18 protein-coding genes are annotated in these 19661 nt (G+C 53.3%); 14 read left to right on the forward strand and 4 right to left on the reverse strand.

Annotated features, from left to right (window positions below; all coding sequences use genetic code 11):
* Nucleotides 1-464: 464 nt before the first annotated feature.
* Entirely contained in the window at nt 465-1604 is a 1140-nt protein-coding gene (locus ACE6ED_RS02415) for an MBL fold metallo-hydrolase (protein ID WP_410825355.1), read from the forward strand.
* 128 nt (nt 1605-1732) lie between these two features.
* Nucleotides 1733-3358, forward strand: a complete 1626-nt coding sequence (locus ACE6ED_RS02420; RefSeq protein WP_410825356.1) for an ABC-F family ATP-binding cassette domain-containing protein — start codon at nt 1733-1735, stop codon at nt 3356-3358.
* An 84-nt stretch (nt 3359-3442) separates the two neighbouring features.
* Here the strand turns inward: ACE6ED_RS02420 and ACE6ED_RS02425 are convergent, their stop codons facing one another.
* Nucleotides 3443-3625 (reverse strand): hypothetical protein, encoded by a 183-nt coding sequence (locus ACE6ED_RS02425; RefSeq protein WP_410825357.1) that lies wholly within the window; start codon nt 3623-3625, stop codon nt 3443-3445.
* A 191-nt stretch (nt 3626-3816) separates the two neighbouring features.
* Here ACE6ED_RS02425 and ACE6ED_RS02430 point away from each other — a divergent pair, with 191 nt between their 5' ends.
* Together ACE6ED_RS02430 and ACE6ED_RS02435 are read left to right on the forward strand one after the other, a co-directional pair.
* Entirely contained in the window at nt 3817-4698 is an 882-nt protein-coding gene (locus tag ACE6ED_RS02430; protein WP_410825358.1) for a cation diffusion facilitator family transporter, read from the forward strand.
* Nucleotides 4699-5027: 329 nt separating this feature from the next.
* The gene (locus ACE6ED_RS02435; protein ID WP_410825359.1) at nt 5028-6164 is read left to right on the forward strand and encodes a C40 family peptidase; all 1137 of its coding nucleotides are present in this window, start codon (nt 5028-5030) and stop codon (nt 6162-6164) included.
* A gap of 115 nt (nt 6165-6279) precedes the next feature.
* On the opposite strand, the gene ACE6ED_RS02440 is transcribed toward ACE6ED_RS02435, so the two are convergent.
* Entirely contained in the window at nt 6280-6654 is a 375-nt protein-coding gene (locus tag ACE6ED_RS02440) for a hypothetical protein (protein WP_410825360.1), read from the reverse strand.
* Nucleotides 6655-7155: 501 nt separating this feature from the next.
* Here ACE6ED_RS02440 and ACE6ED_RS02445 point away from each other — a divergent pair.
* From ACE6ED_RS02445 to ACE6ED_RS02490, 10 genes are all read left to right on the forward strand, one after another.
* Entirely contained in the window at nt 7156-7668 is a 513-nt protein-coding gene (locus ACE6ED_RS02445) for a DUF948 domain-containing protein (RefSeq protein WP_410825361.1), read from the forward strand.
* Between the two features lie 50 nt (nt 7669-7718).
* Nucleotides 7719-8249: a hypothetical protein gene (locus ACE6ED_RS02450; RefSeq protein WP_410825362.1), complete on the forward strand. Its 531-nt coding sequence runs from the start codon at nt 7719-7721 to the stop codon at nt 8247-8249.
* Between the two features lie 158 nt (nt 8250-8407).
* Nucleotides 8408-8755: a general stress protein gene (locus ACE6ED_RS02455; RefSeq protein ID WP_410825363.1), complete on the forward strand. Its 348-nt coding sequence runs from the start codon at nt 8408-8410 to the stop codon at nt 8753-8755.
* 228 nt (nt 8756-8983) lie between these two features.
* Nucleotides 8984-10153 (forward strand): PP2C family protein-serine/threonine phosphatase, encoded by a 1170-nt coding sequence (locus ACE6ED_RS02460; RefSeq protein WP_410825364.1) that lies wholly within the window; start codon nt 8984-8986, stop codon nt 10151-10153.
* Nucleotides 10150-13872 (forward strand): response regulator, encoded by a 3723-nt coding sequence (locus ACE6ED_RS02465; RefSeq protein ID WP_410825365.1) that lies wholly within the window; start codon nt 10150-10152, stop codon nt 13870-13872. The genes ACE6ED_RS02460 and ACE6ED_RS02465 overlap by 4 nt, the downstream gene beginning before the upstream one ends.
* 85 nt (nt 13873-13957) lie before the next feature.
* Nucleotides 13958-14827, forward strand: coding sequence for a CheR family methyltransferase (locus ACE6ED_RS02470; RefSeq protein ID WP_410825396.1), 870 nt, complete (start codon nt 13958-13960; stop codon nt 14825-14827).
* 16 nt (nt 14828-14843) lie between these two features.
* Nucleotides 14844-16511: a response regulator gene (locus ACE6ED_RS02475; RefSeq protein ID WP_410825366.1), complete on the forward strand. Its 1668-nt coding sequence runs from the start codon at nt 14844-14846 to the stop codon at nt 16509-16511.
* A gap of 95 nt (nt 16512-16606) precedes the next feature.
* Nucleotides 16607-16945, forward strand: a complete 339-nt coding sequence (locus tag ACE6ED_RS02480; RefSeq protein ID WP_410825367.1) for an STAS domain-containing protein — start codon at nt 16607-16609, stop codon at nt 16943-16945.
* 18 nt (nt 16946-16963) lie between these two features.
* On the forward strand, nt 16964-17413 hold the full coding sequence (gene rsbW / locus ACE6ED_RS02485) for an anti-sigma B factor RsbW (protein WP_410825368.1): 450 nt from the start codon (nt 16964-16966) through the stop codon (nt 17411-17413).
* Nucleotides 17410-18180, forward strand: a complete 771-nt coding sequence (locus ACE6ED_RS02490) for a sigma-70 family RNA polymerase sigma factor (protein ID WP_410825369.1) — start codon at nt 17410-17412, stop codon at nt 18178-18180. Before rsbW ends, ACE6ED_RS02490 begins: the two co-directional genes overlap by 4 nt.
* A gap of 258 nt (nt 18181-18438) precedes the next feature.
* On the opposite strand, the gene ACE6ED_RS02495 is transcribed toward ACE6ED_RS02490, so the two are convergent.
* Nucleotides 18439-18825 carry a hypothetical protein gene (locus tag ACE6ED_RS02495; RefSeq protein WP_410825370.1) on the reverse strand — a complete coding sequence of 129 codons (387 nt, stop codon included), beginning with the start codon at nt 18823-18825 and terminating at the stop codon, nt 18439-18441.
* Between the two features lie 296 nt (nt 18826-19121).
* Entirely contained in the window at nt 19122-19457 is a 336-nt protein-coding gene (locus tag ACE6ED_RS02500; RefSeq protein ID WP_410825371.1) for a DUF5665 domain-containing protein, read from the reverse strand.
* Between the last annotated feature and the right edge of the window lie 204 nt (nt 19458-19661).

A 19661-nucleotide genomic window follows, 5' to 3' on the forward strand; every position in this document is an offset into this window, starting at 1 on the left:
CGGTGTGTATCCGCAGACGGCTACGAACACGCCTACCCGTTGCGGCTCGCTCCCTGGCTTGCCCGCAGTCAGTCCACAGAAGGTGTATAATTGGGGACACGCCGGCAGTTTCTTTTTTCGTTTGGCTGGTGTTTGTTTTGGTACTTTCAGGTGAAATATAGGTAAAGAAAAGCTTGGCTCATACCGGCAGGCTTGGCACATCAAGCCTCGGCCCTCAATGCAGCAGCATACGGACAATCCTTGCCGGGCGAAGGAACCTGGATTCGAATAAAGCGGGGGGTTAGATAAAGCCGTTCCGTATAAAACGGTATTCGCATAAAACGGTACTCGAATAAAGCCAAGTTCGAATAAAGCCCGGTTCGATCGATAAAACCCAGTTCAAATAAAGCCTGCCCGTTCTGCGGAACGGTACGCCATGTTCGGCCTTCCGTATTTTTTAGCCTCCAAAAGGAGTGTGATCCAGCATGCCCAAAATCCGATACAACAATATGGACAATGTCAGCACGGACAAAACGCTCAAGGAATTCCGCCAGTGGCGGGAGGAACGGCGCAAGAAACGCAAGGATTACTCCTTCACTGTGCCAAGCGTGCCCCCGAGGCTGTCCTATTTAAAAGAAAACCGGCTTGATACTACTATCACCTGGATCGGCCATGCTACGTTTTTTATCCAATATGAAGGAATGAACATCGTCACCGACCCGGTGTGGGCCCGGCGGATGGGGTTTGAACGCCGTCTTGGCGAGCCCGGCATCCCGCTCCAGGATCTGCCGCCAGTTGATCTTGTACTCGTCTCTCATTCCCACTATGATCACCTGCATTTTGGTTCGCTGCGCAAGCTGTGGCGGGGAGATACCCAACTAATAGTGCCTGCCGGACTGAAGCGAAAAATGCTGCGCAAAGGCTTCCGCAATTGTGTGGAAATGCAGTGGTGGGAGACCATTACGGCGGGGAACATTCAGCTGACCTTCGTTCCGACCCAGCACTGGACGCGCCGGACGCCGTTTGACACAAACACCTCGCATTGGGGAGGGTTCGTGCTGCAGCCGGCCACGCCGGAGGCGCATCCCGGTCCGTCAGAGCATCGTGGCCCAGCGGCGCATCGTGGCCCAACGGCGTATCCCGGTCCGTCAGAGCATCCTGGCCCAGCGGCGTATCCCGCTTCGTCGGAGCAACCCGGTCCGTCAGAGCAACCCGGCCCGCCGGGGCAGCCAATTCCGCCGGGGGAAAGCACGGCGCACAAGCTGCCGCCGAACCTGTATTTTGCCGGCGACAGCGGATATTTCCCGGGCTTCAAAGAGATCGGCGCCCGGTTTCCGATCCACGTGGCGCTGATGCCCATCGGCGCGTACGAGCCGGAATGGTTTATGACCTCCCAGCACGTCAATCCCGAGGAGGCGCTCCAGGCGTTTGTGGATGTCGGCGCCGAAACGATGATTCCGATGCATTACGGCACCTTCCGGCTGGCCGACGATACGGCGCGCGAGGCGCTGGACCGGCTGGAAGCGGACCGGGAGCGTCGGGGGATCGCGCCGGAGCGGATCCGGGTGCTTGGACTCGGCGAAACGTTGGTCATCCACCCGGAGCTGCGCAGGTCCGGACAATGAGGCGGAATAACACGAAAAAGAGAGGGGCGGTGGAATTCCCGCCGCTTTTTCGGCGCGGGCGGGCCTTTTGGGGCGGATTTATGCTATAATGAGCCGAAACCCTATGCGAAAAGGATGGTAATGCAAACATGATCAGTACAAGCGGCGTAACTCTCCGCTACGGAAAACGCGCACTTTTTGAAGATGTAAATATAAAGTTCACCCCCGGCAACTGCTATGGATTGATTGGGGCTAATGGCGCGGGCAAATCCACGTTCCTCAAGATCCTGTCCGGAGAAATCGAACCGAACACGGGCGATGTGCACATCACTCCGGGCGAACGGATGGCCGTGCTGAAGCAAAACCATTTTGAATATGACGAGTACCCGGTGCTGGAGACGGTAATTATGGGTCACACCCGGCTGTACGACATCATGAAGGAGAAGGACGCACTTTACGCTAAAGCCGACTTCAGTGAAGCGGACGGCCTGCGTGCCGGCGAGCTGGAAGGCGAGTTTGCGGAGCTGAACGGCTGGGACGCCGAGCCTGACGCCGCGGCGCTGCTGATCGGTCTGGGCATTCCGCGCGACCTGCATGACAAAAAAATGGCGGAGCTCAGCGGCAACGAAAAAGTCCGCGTCCTGCTGGCGCAGGCGCTGTTTGGACGTCCAAACAATCTGCTGCTTGACGAGCCTACCAACCACTTGGACCTGGAATCGATTCAATGGCTGGAGAATTTCCTGATGGACTATGAAGGCACCGTCATCGTGGTTTCTCACGACCGGCACTTCCTGAACAAAGTATGTACGCATATTGCGGACATCGACTTCGGCAAAATCCAGATGTACGTCGGCAACTACGATTTCTGGTACGAGTCGAGCCAGCTTGCGCTGCAGCTGCAGCGGGAGTCGAACAAAAAGAAAGAAGAGAAGATCAAGGAGCTGCAGGCGTTTATTCAGCGTTTCTCGGCCAATGCCTCGAAATCCAAACAGGCGACGTCCCGGAAGAAGCAGCTGGATAAAATTACGCTCGACGACATCCGTCCGTCCAACCGGAAATATCCATTCCTGAACTTCAAACCCGAGCGCGAAGCCGGCAAGCAATTGCTGACGGTCAGCGGTCTGACGAAGACGATTGAAGGCGAAAAAGTGCTGGATGAAGTCAGCTTTGTGGTGAACAAAGGGGACAAAATCGCTTTTGTAGGGCCAAACGGTCTGCCGAAATCGACGCTGTTTGATGTCATTATGGGCGAAAAGGAAGCGGATGCGGGCGAATATACGTGGGGCGTGACGACCAGCCAGGCGTATTTCCCCAAAGACAACTCCCAGTATTTTGACGGTGTGGAGCTAAACCTGGTGGAATGGCTGCGCCAATATTCGAAGGATCAGGACGAGACGTTCCTGCGCGGCTTCCTGGGCCGCATGCTGTTCTCCGGCGAAGAAGCGCTGAAGAAGGCAAGCGTGCTGTCCGGGGGCGAAAAGGTCCGCTGTATGCTGGCCAAAATGATGCTGAACGGCGCAAACGTGCTGGTGTTCGATGAGCCGACCAACCACTTGGATCTGGAATCGATTACCGCGCTGAACAACGGGCTGATCGACTTTGACGGCACGATTTTGTTCACTTCGCATGACCATCAGTTCATCCAGACCATTGCGAACCGGATCATCGAGATTACGCCAAATGGTGTGATTGACCGCGTAATGTCCTACGATGAGTACCTGGAGAGTGACGAAGTCAAGGAGCTCCGCCAGCGCATGTATCCGGTGGAAGTGTAATCAGGTTCGTCCTCAATAGGCGGACATATAAAAAAACAGGCTGGCCCGGGAAACCCGGCCGGCCTGTTTTTGCATGCTGCTGGCTTAGGAACCGCCTGTGCGGCGGCGCTGATTGTTTGGTTTTTTGTTGTTCTGGGTCTTCAGCGTCTTGACTCCGCCGGGCTGGAAAGCGCCGGGCTTGGAGGAAGCCTGCTGCTTCTTCTGCTCCAGCTTCTGCCGGATTGCGTCGGCGAGATTGATTTTTCCTTTTTCGCTGCTATCGCTCATTTGTGTTTAATCCTCCTTGAAGCGTGTCCTGCCCTCATTTTAATGGTTTTTAAAACCACCTACAAGGGCAAGAATGAATGAAGGCATTCTTTCTTATGGACAACACTGTTGCTCTGGACCCACTGAGTGTGCGTTTGCTAGGATAGGATGACAAAGATTAGCCCATTGCCGGGACAAAGGAGGAGACGGCCGTGACCGATATTTATGAGGATATTCGCAAAGGCGAGCGCGGCGCCTGGGTGAGCATTGCCGCATACCTGGTGCTGTCGGCGTTTAAGCTGTTCAGCGGGTACCTGTTCGGCTCAAGCGCCCTGCTTGCCGACGGATTTAACAACCTGACGGACATCGTGGCTTCGGTAGCGGTGCTGATCGGCTTGCGCATCTCGCAGAAGCCGCCGGATTCGGACCATGCCTACGGGCATTTTCGCGCGGAGACGGTGGCTGCGCTTGTGGCCTCTTTTATTATGGCGATTGTCGGCATTCAGGTCATTGTAGAGGCAGTGCGTTCCATCTTCGAAGGGCCAAAGGAAACGCCGCAGCTGTGGTCGGCCTGGGTGGCGCTGCTGTGCGCGGCGGCCATGATGGGCGTGTATGTGTACAACAAGCGGCTGGCCAAACGGATTAACAACCAGGCGCTTATGGCAGCGGCCAAAGACAATTTTTCCGACTCGCTGGTAAGTATCGGCGCATTTGTCGGCATTATCGGCGCGCAGTTTGGGCTTCCGTGGCTTGATACGGTGGCGGCCGTTGCGGTCGGCGTACTGATTGTCAGAACCGCTTGGGAAATTTTCCGCGACTCGACCTACAGGCTGACAGACGGCTTCGAAGAGAACCGGCTGATGGACCTGCGCAGCACGATTGCCCGGACGCAGGGCGTAGAGGGCATCAAGGATATGAAAGCTAGGGTGCACGGCAATCACGTGCTGGTTGATGTGGTAGTTGAGGTCAATCCCGACCTGACCGTAATGGAAGGGCACCAGATCAGCGACTCCATTGAGGAGCGGATGCGGAAGCTGCATAATATTTTGCATGTCCATGTCCATGTCGAACCTAAGAATTCGCCGGCCCGGTAAGCCGGAATGCCGCACAATTTGTTGATTCCGGGTGCCGGGATAACGAAGCAGCAGCCATAAAAATTGGTTCAATTTGTCTATAAGCTGCTTCCTGAAAAGTGCATTTTATCGAATCACGCAGCGGCTTAATCTGTAAATCAGCTGTGGAATTGACTAAAATCCAGGAGAATTCAAGACCTTAGTCCTGCATCTTTCCATAAAGTGGCACATCGAATTGTGTATTTGGGAGCATGTCCCAATATCCCTTCCAGCCTATAATTGGTAACAGAAGCCAACAAGCGGCGCGCGCTTATTGTCGCTTTCTCATCTTGCTAGGGGGAAGGAACAACATGCCAAAAACCTACATGCCTCTAACACAAAAGATTGTTACTGTATCTCTGGCCGCGGCGCTCTCCATTGGTGCAGCGCTGCCGGCGTATGCAAGCAGCACATCCGCTCAGGCAAGCACGTCTGGGCAGACCGGAGTCATTGAGTCGTCGGTTCGCCTTCGTTCGGGCGCTTCGACGGCATCGGAGACGGTCGGTTATTTGAAACAGGGTGAGCAGGTTGCCATTCTGGAGAAGACGAATGCTTATTGGTACAAAGTCCGCACGGTGTCCGGGCTTGTCGGGTACACCAGCTCTTCGAGCAAGTACATAAGCGTTGCCGCGGCGCCGCAGGGCGGAGGCAGCGTAACGGCGCCGCCGGGCGGGGGGGGCGTCACGGCTCCTCCGGCAAATACGGCAGCCGTAGGTACAGCTGTTATTGAGTCTTCCGTGCGCCTGCGCACAGGCGCTTCGACGGACAGCGAGGTAATCGCTTACCTGGAACCCGGCGATCAAGTGGATGTGCTGGAGAAGACAAATGCTTATTGGTACCAGGTTCGGACAGCCGAAGGGCTGACCGGATATACCAGTTCGTCGGACAAGTACATCCGGCTGACCACGGGCCAGAATCCTGCTCCATCGGCTCCCGCGCCACAGCCGACACCTGCGCCGCAGCCGACGCCTGTACCTCAGCCGGCGCCAGTGCAGCCTGACGTCTCCGCAGCGGGTGTGGAGCAGGTGATTGAAGCCGGCATGAAGTATCTCGGGACGCCTTACGAATACGGTTCGGACCGTCAGACCACCGATACATTCGACTGCTCGGATTTTGTGCGGCAGATGTTCCTCGATGGAGCCGCACTGAAGCTTCCTGCCGACTCTCGCCAGCAGGGAGAATGGGTCCGCACCAACAGCACGGCTGTATATGACGTGGCTTCGCTTAAACGGGGAGACCTCATGTTTTTTATGAGCAGCATTGGAAGCTCTCCATCCGCTTACCAGTCGATCGACAAGTCCAAACAACGAATCACGCATGTGGCGATGTATCTCGGGGAAGGCAAACTGCTGCATACGTATTCGGTGAACTCGGGCGGCGTTAGGATCGATCAGCTGAGCCAGTCTTGGATCAACCGCTTTTTGTATGGCGGCCCGGTACTGCGCTAGACCAGGTTTTATTTGTTGAATTCAAAAATGTGACGGGTAGCAACAACAAGAACAGCGCCCTTATGCGGGTTGACCGCATAAGGGCGCTGTTTGCATGTACGGGATGAATAATGTCTTACGGAGTTACAACGTTGGCCGTTACAGGCACCTTGATCCAGGCTTTGCCCAGCCAAGTGTACACTTCTCTCCATTCGTTGCCGGATACGTCGGTGATGACTTGACCGGTTGTGTCAACGGTTTGCGGATCCAGCCAGCCTACAGCAGGTCCGGTTGTGGAGAAGTGGAACGGCGTGATGCGGGTCAGGATGATCATCGGTGTAGCCGGTTTAATATCTTCTGGTGTAATTACCGGAGTCGGGGAAACGTATGTAGCGGTCGTAGCTGTCGTTGGAGCTGCAGTACCGGTTACCACGGTTTCTGCGGATGCCGTTGCGGCCATTGTAGCCATCAAACCAGCGGCTACTGCAATGCTTGCAAATTTCTTCTTCATGGACAAATTCCTCCTGTTATTGTGGTTTGGGTTCTGATTATGTGTATTCTTGGTTGCTTGCTAATATCCTAGTAACCCTGAATTGGGCAAAATGAACCAAATCGCCCAAAAATTTTTGCAAAGCCGGAACAAGCATATCAAAAAGCGAAGGTTAAGGATATGGGAGTAAACGGGCGGAAGGCGGTATAGCAGGTATTTTTTACAGTTAGAAGAAGCGAAAATCAAACCAGAGACCGGAATATAGTCGAAAACCATAAATATGGAAGGAATTATATAAATTCTGAAAAGGCTGGTGTAAAAAGGGAAGCGTTTTCCTGTTGATAGGACATGTGTAACAGAACAAAAGAAAACGGAGACCAATAAACAATTTGGGAAAAAGAGGGAGTCCATCTGCATTGGAGGTGTTGTTTCGGGGGATAAGCGACCGGGTAACTAAGCTGTAACAAAGAGCGGATCGCCGTTTTCTTGTCATGAATACCACTATAGGGAGGATGTTCGTCCATGCCGACACTCGTACAAATAAGCATCGCAATCATTGCCGTAGCCTTCGCCGTACTTGTCTTTTTCCTGATCCGAACGCTGGGTTCGGCCAAGGAGTCGCTGGATAATGTAAGCCAGACGCTGAAGGATGTTCAGAAGACCATCGACGAGCTGACCTATGAAGTGAAAACAACCGTCCGCCAGGCGAATGAAATTACAACCGATGTTCAGCACAAAATTGAAAAAATCGACCCGATTATGGATTCCGTCAAGAATCTCGGCGAAGTGCTCAGCGAGCTGACGCTCACCGTAAAGCAGGCGTCGGTAACAGTGATTGAGAAGTTCCGCAAAACCCGGGAACATAAGGAAAAAGCGGCTTCCGTCTCCATTGACAATGCTCCGATGACGCCAGCCGAAGAACGTACGGTCAAATCGTATGATGCGGTGTACAATCAGCAGGACAAAGGGAAGCTCGGAAAAATCTTGAACATGGTCGATATGGGAACAAGCCTCTGGCAAACTCTGCGCCGTTGATGTTTCCCTGACAGGAGAAGCGTCCGCGGTCCGAAAGGCGGGATGACGACATGAAATGGGTTCTGGTGCTGCTTGGTATTTTGTCCCCCTTGGTTACGTATGCCGCGGACGACGGGCTCCCGGCGCGTTCCGGCGTTCCGCATTCGACGCTTGCCTTCGCGCATCAGCCGTCTGCAGTCCGGGAATCGGGCTTTGACCGTTTGGAGTCGCTGGCGGATATCGCGCTGTATGAAACGGCCGGGCAGCTGACCGCCCGCAAAGGCCAGCCGGAACGGATCGCGCCCGATCCTTGGGCGGATTGCACGGAATACCGCTATGCTAATGCTTCGGCGGGAGTGTGCGGGGATATCGTACTGTACGTACACATGACACCCGAACAAGTCAGAACCTATGGATTGCGTCTGAACGGGGAAGAATTGCCGCTGGCCGGAGGTACGCTGCGGGATGTTTTAGGCGAACCTTATTTTATAGCTGAGGATGGCGAGGTTTACAAACGCGGCGAAACCGCGCTCAAAATCTACCGGGATGCCGCTACCGGCGAGTGGACGGGACTCGACTTGTTTGACGAATTTTCTTCTTAAATGAAGAATTTTTGAAGAATAATGTTTCAACTGTCCATTAAGCCGGGTAATAGTCTAGTGCGTCTATGCGCTAAAATTGTCTATATCCATCCGATAATTGCATTTTTAACATACAGCCGACCCTTTATCAGATCAAACTGCCAAAGGAGAGTGTGCTCATGGATTCCATCGGTGCCCAATCGTATGCCAAAGTAATGGAGAACGGTGTTCAGGCAATCGAGGAAGTGAACCGGCTCCGGGAGAACGGATATACGAAGGAAGAAATCTATGTGGTCAGCCACGATCAGGACAGGGAGAGCCGGATCGCGGAAGCGGCGGATACCAATGAGGTGAGCATGAAGGAAGAGGGACTGTTTGGCTCCATTGCCAACCTGTTCCGTTCCCGCGGCGACGAGCTGCGGGCCCACATTGCGTCACTGGGCTTCTCGGAAGCGGAGGCAGATTTCTACGAAAAGGAATTGGACCTCGGCAAAGTGCTGGTAGTTGCCAGAAAGACGGCCAAATAATTTCATAATACTAAAGATTTGCCCGTACCATGTCGAATCGCACTATAGCTTCATAGGTTAACCTCCAGAACCGCGGCGGTCTCCGCGGACACTGGAGGTTAATTTGCTGAATATGCATCATTTTCCATGGTGTGTTTTTGTAAATGGTACAGGGGAAGAACATGTCGTATGATGTAGATAGGTGTAGATTTGGCAGGGTTTTTGCTTGCCTGAGAGAGGTGGAATGGCATGAGGATTCTTATCGTAGATGACAACCCGACGAACGTCATTATCATCAGGGAAATTCTGAAAAAAGAAGATTATCGCAATATTGTCACTTCTTCTTCGGCCAAGGAAATGCTTGAAATCCTGGGCGTTGGCGTTGACGGCAGCAGCCTTCGGCCGAAATATGCAAATGTGGATTTGATTCTGCTGGACATGATGATGCCCGAAATGGACGGCATTGAAGCGTGCCGGATTGTACAGCAGCATGACCGGCTGCGGGATATTCCAATTATTATGGTTACGGCGGTGGGGGATTCCAAGAAGCTTGCGGAAGCACTTGACGCTGGAGCTGTGGATTATGTGACCAAACCGATCAATAAGGTGGAGCTGATGGCCCGTATCCGCCTGGCGCTCAGGCTGAAGGCCGAAAAAGACTGGCATAAGGAGCGGGATCAGCGTATTCAGGATGAGCTCAAGCTGGCGGCTCTTGTCCAGAACGCCGTGCTCAGCCTGCCGATTGTGGAGGAGCGGTTCCAGGTTCATGCGCTGTACCAGCCCTCTTTTGAACTCGCGGGGGATTTGTACTCCTGGTACGATCTCGGAGACGGGCGTTATGCAGTTATTTTGCTCGACATGATGGGTCACGGCATTTCGTCTTCACTGTTCTGTATGTTCCTGGCGTCCGTGCTGAAAGACACGGTGACCACTTATGTTGAGCCGGAGAAGGTCATTCAGGAGCTGAACCGGCGGTTCAACCAGCTGTATATCGAGAAACAGCTGGTGCAGTATTATTTTACGGCGATTTATCTGGTGGTCGACACGCAGAAGCGCAGAATCGATTACGTGAACGCCGGACATCCGCCGGGTTTATTTTTTGAAGGAGAGAACGGCCCGGTTATGCTGGAGAGCAATTGCCACCCGGTCGGCCTGTTTGGACGGATCGAGGCGCAGCCGCAGTCGCTGACCTATTCGGAGGACAGCCACTTGGCGCTGTATACTGACGGCATTCTGGAGGCGTTCGATGGCGACCAGGAAGGGCAGCTTGAGTTCCTTACTTCGCATTTGGACGGCGGTCATGAATGGCGCGAGGATGAATTGTTTAACGTCTTTCTGAATACGGAAACCCCGGGCAAGCGCGACGATGACAAATGTCTGGTGTGGATCTCACTCAAGAAGGGACAGAATCAGGGATGAAGATAAAAGCCAAGCTGATCATTGGCTTCAGCGCGATGCTGGCTATTTTGCTGGCGCTGACGATGATCGGACTAGACCGGCTGAACTACATGAACAATCAGCTGAACGGGATCTACCAGGACAGATATCAGAAGGTGCGCTACACATCGGGGATGCGGGCCCAGGTTAACGATATGGCCCGGATTCTTACCACCGTCATGCTGAATTCGGACACCCAGTCGGTCGATTCCCAGCGGAGTGAGATCGATTCCAGAAAAGTACGGGCGGACCGGTTCCTGGAGCAAATCCGCAGCTCCATGACCAGCGCCGAAGAACAGCAAATGGTCGCCCGGATTGAGAAGGCGTATTCCTCATATTTAGACTATCAGGAGCGGACGACCGGGCTGCTTGCGGATGGAGATTCACAATCCGCCAACGCCTACCGGAACGCGGCCGGCCAGTCGATACAAAACGAGGTGCTGGACAGCCTGAACAGTCTGGCCGATTTTGAGGACTATAAAATCGCTGAGGACATCAGCTCAGCCCAAAGTGCTTACGATATGTCGTTTCAAATTGTCACGCTCATTACCATTGTTGGACTGCTGCTTGGATTGGGTGTAATTTTGTGGATTATTCCGAGCATTAACCGCGGACTAAATGTTGTCTCCATGATGATGCGAAGCTTCGGAAGCGGCAAAATCCGGGCTATTCGCCGGCTGAAGGTCACTTCCAAAGACGAAATCGGCGATGTGGCCCGCGTGTTTAAAGAAATGGCTGAGGAAATTGAGGAGCGGCAGCAGGAGACCCTGGCTTATACGAAGGCTCAGCAGGATCAGTCCTGGCTGAACGGGAATGCGGCCCGCGTGACCGAGCTGCTGCGCGGCATCAACTCGCTGGATCAGATCGCCCAGATGTTTATCAGCGAATTTGCACCGGTGCTTGACGCCCAGTACGGTGCCGTTTACCTGACGGATGAAAACAACCCGAATCTGCTGCGGGTGAGCGGCAGTTACGCGGCCGATGAATCGCTTAAGGCGCAGGAGAGCTTCCAGCTCGGGCAAGGGTTGGTCGGCCAAGCCGCTCTGGATCATAAACCGATTAGGCTTACCCAAGTTCCCGAGGGATACACCAAGGTGTCTTCCTCTTTTGGCGGGGCGCAGCCGCAGCACATCGCCATCTATCCGCTGTTGTTTGAAGAGGAACTGCTTGGCGTAGTTGAATTCGCATCGTTTACTCCGTTTACAGAGCTGCAAACACAGCTGCTTGAGAACTTATCCAAGAATCTGGCGGTCATTCTAAACAATATCAGCCGCCGCTTGAAGGTGGAGGAGCTGCTCAGAGAATCACAGGCACTCACTGAAGAGCTGCAGTGCCAGTCCGAGGAGCTGCAGACCCAGCAGGAAGAGCTGCGGCGCTCCAACGAGAATCTGGAAGAACAGACGGAAGCGCTGAAGCGCTCCGAGGAACTGCTGCAGCGTCAACAGGAAGAACTCGAGCATTACAACACCGAGCTTGTCGCCAAGACGCGGGCGCTGGAAGAACAGGTGCAGGAAGTCGAAGAGAAGAGTCAGGAGATCGAGGAAGCCCGGGGGCAGCTGGAGAAGCAGGCGAAGCAGCTTGCCGTAACCAGTAAATACAAATCCGAATTCCTGGCCAATATGTCGCATGAGCTGCGGACGCCGCTGAACAGCCTGCTGATTTTGTCCCAGCTCCTGTCCGAGAACAAAGACGGCAACCTTACGAGCAAGCAGGTGGAGTTCGCCCATACGATTTACATGTCCGGCGCCGATCTGCTTAAGATGATCGATGAAATTCTCGACTTGTCCAAGGTGGATGCCGGCAAAATGGAAATCAACCGCGAGCCGGTGCGGCTAACGGAGCTGGAAAGCTTTGTGAACCAGAATTTCATGCCGCAATCGCTCAAAAAACAGCTCAAACTGAATATTGATGTTGCGGAGGATGTTCCGGACACCATCGTTACCGACGGACACCGTCTAAAGCAGATTGTTCGGAATCTCCTGTCCAACGCGTTCAAATTTACAACCGAAGGGTTTGTCGATTTCTCCGTCAAGCGGGCTGAACCATCCCGGCTGCCCGACCAGCTGCCGAAGGAGCTGGACTACATCGCCATTGCGGTCCGGGACAGCGGCATCGGCATTCCGGCGGACAAAATGGACTTGATCTTCGAGGCGTTCCAGCAGGTCGATGGCACAACCAGCCGCAAATACGGCGGTACGGGCCTTGGGCTGTCCATCAGCCGGGAACTGTCCCGTCTGCTTGGCGGCGCCATCACGCTCGATTCGCGGGAAGGCCAGGGCAGCACGTTTACCCTGTATTTGCCGGTTGAAGGAAACAGCGATCTGCTCGAGGCGGCGGCCGAAGCTGCCGCGGGACAGGCCTTCCTCCCGAACGAGCTGCAGCAAGACAACCGCGTCTTGAAGCCGCAGCGGGAGTCCGTGAAGCTTCCGACTCCGTCCAGCGCCCAGCGCCCTGTTCCTGCAGTTACCCTGCCGCAAGTACCGGAGCAGGAACTCGAAGACGACCGGGACACGATCCAGCCCGGGAACAAAGTGCTGCTGATTATCGAAGACGATATCAGCTTTGCCAAAATTCTGCTCGGTATGGCTCGCGGACGGGGATTCAAATCTCTTGTCGCTCTGCAGGGTGATACAGGTATGCAGATGGCGAAGAAGTATCTGCCGGATGCAATTATTCTGGATATCCAGCTGCCTGTAATGGACGGCTGGTCGATTCTTAGAGAGCTTAAGGGTGACGCCGCCACCCGTCATATTCCGGTGCATGTTATTTCCGTCAACGACGAAGTGAAGCAGGGATTGATGATGGGGGCGATGGCCTACCTCAGAAAGCCATCTACCAAAGAAGCGCTTGAGCGGGCGTTTACGCAGCTTGAGGCCTACACAGAGAACAAGCTGAAGCATCTGCTGATCGTGGAGGACGACGATATCCAGCGCCGGTCCATTACAGAGCTGATTGGACATGACGATGTGGTCATTACCGCCGTGTCGACCGGACAGGAAGCGCTGGCCGAGCTGCGGAAGCAGAAATACGACTGCATGGTGCTCGATTTGATGCTGGGCGACATGAACGGCTTCGATCTGCTGGATCAGATCCGCGACGCGGAGGACCTGAACGATCTGCCGATCATCATTTATACCGGAAAAGATCTCGACAGCAAGGAAGAAACGAAGCTGCGCAAATATGCGGAGTCCATTATCATCAAGGATGTACGTTCCCCTGAGCGGCTGCTTGACGAAACGACGCTGTTCCTGCACCGGGTCGAAGCCGACCTGCCGGAAGACAAACGGCAAATTTTGCAGAAGCTGCACAACAAAGAAGAATTGTTTGACGGCAGAAAAATTCTGCTCGTAGACGACGATATCCGCAATGTCTTCGCATTGTCCAGCGTGCTTGAAGGGTACAATATGGAGGTTAAATTTGCGGAGAACGGCCGGGAAGCCATTGAAATGCTTACGGCGCCGGATCAAGATTTTGACCTGGTGCTGATGGATATGATGATGCCGGAAATGGACGGCTATGAAGCCATGCGCCGGATCCGCGAAATGCCGCAGTTCCACAAACTGCCGATTATTGCGCTTACAGCGAAGGCAATGAAGGAAGACCGGGCGAAGTGTATTGAAGCCGGCGCCTCGGATTATATGAAAAAACCGATCCAAACCGACCAGCTTCTTTCGTTAATGCGGGTTTGGCTGTATTCGTAAGCCGGCATTTGGGGTAATAGACTTAAAGATGTACAATCAAGGCGCCGTTTGGATGGAAGCGCGGAGGACAAGGAGCCGGTGGATGATGACTTCAATGGGACACGGATTTGACGACAAACCGGATGCGGTATCAGGAAAAAACGAGCGGGAAGCAATCGAAATCGAGCTGCTTCTGGATGGAGTGCACCGGTTTTACGGTTATGATTTCCGTAACTACGCGCTTCCGTCGCTCAAACGCCGCATTTGGCATCACGTCCATGCCGAAAATGTTCCGACAATCTCCGCCCTGCAGGAGAAAGTGCTGCATGACCGCTCCTGCTTCGAGCGTTTTGTTCACAGCCTGTCGATCCCGGTAACGGAAATGTTCCGTGACCCGGGGCTGTTCCTCACCTTTCGCCAGAAGGTTGTTCCGCTGCTGCGGACGTATCCGTACATCCGGATCTGGCATGCGGGCTGCTCCACGGGAGAAGAAGTCTATTCCATGGCCATCCTGCTGCATGAAGAAGGGCTGTACGACAAGGCGAGGATTTACGCGACCGACATGAATGTACGGTCGCTTCAGCAGGCGAAAGAAGGCGTATTTGAGCTTAGCAAGATGAAGCTGTACACAAAGAATTATATGGAGGCCGGAGGCACACACGCGTTCTCCGAGTATTATACCGCTAAATATAATTCCGTTATTTTTCAACCTTTTCTGAAGAAAAACATGATCTTCGCCGAGCACAATTTGGCTACAGACACGTCGTTTAACGAATTTAATGTGATATTATGCCGTAACGTGATGATTTATTTTAACGATGAACTCCGGGACCATGTGCACGGACTGTTTCACGAAAGTCTGAGCCGCTTCGGTATTCTAGTGCTTGGAGCCAAGGAATCCATCCACTTCACCAGTCACAGCGAATGCTACGAACCGCTTGACCGGGTGGAGAAAATATACCGGAAGATCAAATAGCGTATGGGAGGGGCCTATGGGGGTTCACGAACCGATTCACATCCTGCTGGTAGATGACAGACCCGAGAACTTGCTTGCGCTGGAAGCGGTCCTCGAAAGCCAACAATATACGCTTGTCAAGGCGACCTCCGGTGAAGAAGCTTTGCGCTGTCTGTTAAAGCATGAGTTTGCGGTCATCGTGCTTGATGTACAGATGCCGGGGATGGACGGGATCGAAACCGCCAGATTGATCAAAGCCAGAGACAAGACCAAGGACATTCCGATCATTTTCATCTCCGCCAACAGCAAAGAGGCCGAGCATCTTTTTGCCGGTTATTCCGCCGGAGCGATCGATTATATGGTTAAGCCATTTATCCCGCAGATTCTGAAGTCCAAAATCGAAGGTTTTGTCGATATGTACTTGACCAGCAAAAAACATCAGACCCAGTCCAAGCTGCTGCAGCAGAAGACGCAGGAGCTGGAGCGGATCAACAAGGAACTGGTTAAGGCAAAAGAAGAGGCGGAGAGTGCCGCTAAAGCCAAAACGGAGTTTTTGGCCATGATGAGCCATGAAATCCGGACGCCGATGAACGGTGTAGTAGGCATGATCGATCTGCTGATGGAAACCGAGCTGAAAGACGAACAGCAGGAGTATGCGGAGATTATCCGCAAGAGCGCCGATGCGCTGGTGACCGTTATCAACGATATTCTGGACTTCACCAAAATGGAATCTGGTAAAATGGAGATGGAAGAGCATCTGTTTAACGTGGAGACCTGTATCCAGGAGGTGCTCAGTTTATTCTCTGTGGAGGCGGGCAAAAAAGGACTGGAGCTCGCCTATTTCCTAAGCGACAAGCTGCCGACGCTGGTATACGGCGACATGGCGCGGCTGCGCCAGGTGCTGGTTAACCTTGTGTCCAATGCGGTGAAATTCACGAATCAGGGCGGCGTCTACCTGGTCGTGTCCGGATCGGAAGCGCCGGGCGGCAAAATGACGCTGGAGTTTACGGTGAAAGATACGGGGATCGGCATATCGCCGGATAAATGCCACCGTCTCTTTAAGCCTTTTTCACAGCTGGACTCTTCCATGACACGCAAGTATGGTGGGACCGGTCTAGGGCTTGCGATTTGCAAGTCCCTCGTTCAGATGATGGGCGGGGAAATCCGTGTCGAGTCGATGGAAGAGAAAGGCGCCACGTTTGTGTTTACGATCGAGGTTTCTCTGCCGGAAAAGGATGACGGGGGGGAGGACGAAGACGAATTTTCGATGAATCCCGCGATGGAGCGAAGCCGCCGGACACGCGTACTGGTGGCGGATGATCATCCGATCAACCAGCGGCTGATGGTGAGCATGCTGCAGAAGCTGGGCTGCGAGGCTGCGGTGGCGGAGGACGGCGAGTCCGCTGTGGAACGGGTGCTGAAGGAAGAATTTGATTTTGTATTTATGGACCTGCAGATGCCGGAGCTGGACGGTCTGGAGGCAACGCAGCGGATTCGCCGAGCCGGCGGGCCGTTTGCGAACCAACCGGTCATTATCGCCATGACGGCCAATGTCATGGAAGGCATCCGCGAACGCTGCATGGCGTCGGGGATGAACGGTTATATCAGTAAGCCGCTGAAGCTGAGCAGCGTTAAGCAGGTGCTGACCGATTACGTCCACGGCAGCCGTCCGGTCCCGGAAGACCGGTCGATCAACCATGCCTAACATTTATTACCAGGCGCCGAAATGGGCAGGGCTTGTTTCAATAAGGCATAGATAGGGTTATTGGTAAAGAAAACACGAATCAGGAGAGATTGTCTATGAACACACATAAGAGTGAGAAGTTCAATGCCACGACCCAGATAGAAGGAAATATCTGTACTGTGAGCCTAAGCGGAGAGCTGGACTTGTCGGTAGCTCCCGATTTTCGGCTTGTGATGGAACCGCTGGTGGGGGATGCAGGGCTGGATTTGGTGATTAACCTGAAAGAGCTGCGTTATATCGACAGTACGGGGATCGGCATCCTGTTGTCTATTTTGAAAGCAAGACATGGGATGGAGGCGAAATTTGTCGTTGAAGACGTTCCGCCGCAAATCCAGAAGCTGTTTGATATGACGGGCATCGCCAAGTTTTTTGCCCCCCAAGAGAACTCCCACTAGGAAAGGACCGAACGTAGAATGAGTGATGTGCAAAAAGTAATATTACAACTGCCGGCAAGTGCTGAATATGTCGATATAGTTCGTCTGAATCTGTACGGGATTGCTTCCAAGATGGGATTTTCTTATGAAGAAATTGAGGATATGAAGGTTGCTGTGTCGGAAGCCTGTAATAACTCCGTGCTGTATGCTTACGGTCAGGATGACGGCTTAGTGGAAGTAACCTTTGAAGTAGGATCTTCTGCGCTGTCCATTACAGTCAAGGACGAGGGGGAGAGCTTTGACGGAATGGAACAGTCTGCGGACCGCGCGGCGCTTCACGACAAAGAGCTGGGCGACGTTCAAATCGGCGGACTCGGGTTTTATCTGATGCAGGCGCTGATGGACGATGTGAATGTCGTGAACGAAGCGGGCAAAGGAACGGTGGTCACTTTAATCAAGCGCCTTAACCTCAGCGAGGAGAAGGTATGAATGAAAAAGTGACTCCCCCAGAGTCCGTGAACGAATCGGTAGGCTTGATTTGGGAATACCAGCAGACCAAAGACAACGAGATTGCCACCGTACTCATTCAGAAATACGAACCGATGGTCAAAATGGCCGCCGGCAAAATCGCCCGCAACCGGCCCGATCTATACGAGGATTTGTATCAGGTTGGGCAAATGGCATTAATCCGGCTGCTGCAGCAGTACGATATCAGCCTCGGGATTCCATTTGAGCCGTATGCGATGAAAAGCATGATCGGCCATATGAAGAATTTTCTCCGCGACAAGTCCTGGTACATACAGGTTCCGCGCCGCATTAAGGAGAAGGGAGCGCTCGTTCAGCAGGCGATAGATGAACTCACCGTCAAGCTGGAGCGTTCGCCCGATGTCAAAGAGATCGCTCAGTACCTGGATCTATCCGTCGAAGAAACGGTAGAGGTGCTGGCGGGTAGAGAATGTTATCACTATGTGTCGCTTGATTCGCCGCTGTCTCAGGAAGAGACGGGGGCTACGCTCGGTGAGCTGATCAGCTCCGACGCCAACGATTACGACACGGTGGAACGCCGGATGGACCTGCAGCAGGCGCTGAGCCAGCTGAAAGAACAGGAACAGAAGGTGCTGCTGCTCGCTTTCCAGGAAGGGCAATCCCAGCGTGCGATCGCACAGAAGCTCGGTGTCTCGCAGATGAGCGTCTCGCGTATACAGAAGCGGGCCACAGAGAAGCTGAAGCAGATTATGTCCAACTCGTCCTATTAAGAACGGCAGGATAGAAGGATTGTACTGGAATCATGGATTAAATACGACAAGCTACGCAGACAATCTGCGTAGCTTTTTTGCGTCTTGGGCGCGGGGCGCGACCTGGCTATAACTCCGGTTAGCAGCGTGATTTCATCAGGACAGCTAGTCCAGTTGCCCCTGGTCCATCAGGGATAACTATACCTTCCTGTCGGCGGCCTGGTTTCGTCGGGGATAACTATACCTTCCTGTCAGCGGCCCTGATTTGATCAGGGATAACTATACTTCCGGACTCCCGCCAGATCTCCTCAGAATGAACGATATTAGGGAGAGGATAAAAAAGCTGAGGTACAACGCGGCGAAACCGCCATGAATCCGATAGGCGAGGACAAGAGAGAAGACCAATCCGCAGGCATGAAAAAGAATGAAGCTGATCTGCTGCCGTTTTACCCACCGGCTGATTCCCCATTGGACAAGAGAAACTGCAAGATGAAAAGGATACAGCGCCAGCAGCAAAATAAAGAACAACGGGAAAGTAGTAAGGGAGCCTGAACCGGGTTCTGGACTGGAAAAGAGAAGCGGCGATAAAAGCGCCGATCCCACAACAGCCATAACTGGCGAGACAACAAACAGATTCACAAGCAGTGTTTTGTTTGTATGTTCCATAAGCCTTCCTATTCACGTTATTTTGTTTTTTTAACTGCTGCTTAAAGTGTAATGCAATAAGCTGGATGACGCAAAAGGTTGCATAAAAGCGGGGTGTCCGCGAAGGGGAGAACAGCCGCTGTGAGAGGCCGGTCTATCTCCTGTTGGCTTTATGCTTTGAACGAAGCGTCCGCTCGAAGGCTCTTACAATTTGACGCCGGTTCACTCACTCAAAGAGGCCGGATTCCGCCAACAAAGCGGAATCCGGCCCTGGTAGTTAACAACTTCTGCAGCGTAAGCCCTTTAACAACGGAAGCTTAGCTGTTTGCATCGATGTATTTTTTGATCTCGGCCAAATAATCGCCGATTACCGGCACATCCAGGAACAGGCTGATGATATAGCCAAGAAGACCGAGAATGATGAAGGTGCCCAAGGAAAGTCCAAGGCCCCGGGAGATGCCGGCCATCAGGTTGGTCAATATCCGTTTTTTCGGATTTGTATAATTCTCCAGAATGTCTTTGAACTCGGACTTCTCAAGCGATTCCGCGATTTTATCCAGCCGGGCGTTCAGCCGCTTGACCTCGTGCCTCAACTCAAACGGATGATCTTCGACTTCATAGGTTTTGGCCTGGTTTGTCGGATTTCCCATCATGTTCACCTGCTTTCCAGCCGAATCGGCTCTAGTTAATGAAACGGTTCCCTTTGGTAGCTGACAATGCGGACGGTAAGCCGGATGCCGGGGGTGCGGAAAAATGTGAACTGGAACCGGCGGCTAAAGGGACGGCATACGCCTCTACACAGCAATAGCCAGCTGCGGTCAGCTGGCTATTGCATAGGGCGGAGCGGATGAGCCCCT

Source organism: Paenibacillus nanchangensis (genome assembly GCF_046543445.1).
Taxonomy (GTDB): domain Bacteria; phylum Bacillota; class Bacilli; order Paenibacillales; family Paenibacillaceae; genus Paenibacillus_AQ; species Paenibacillus_AQ nanchangensis.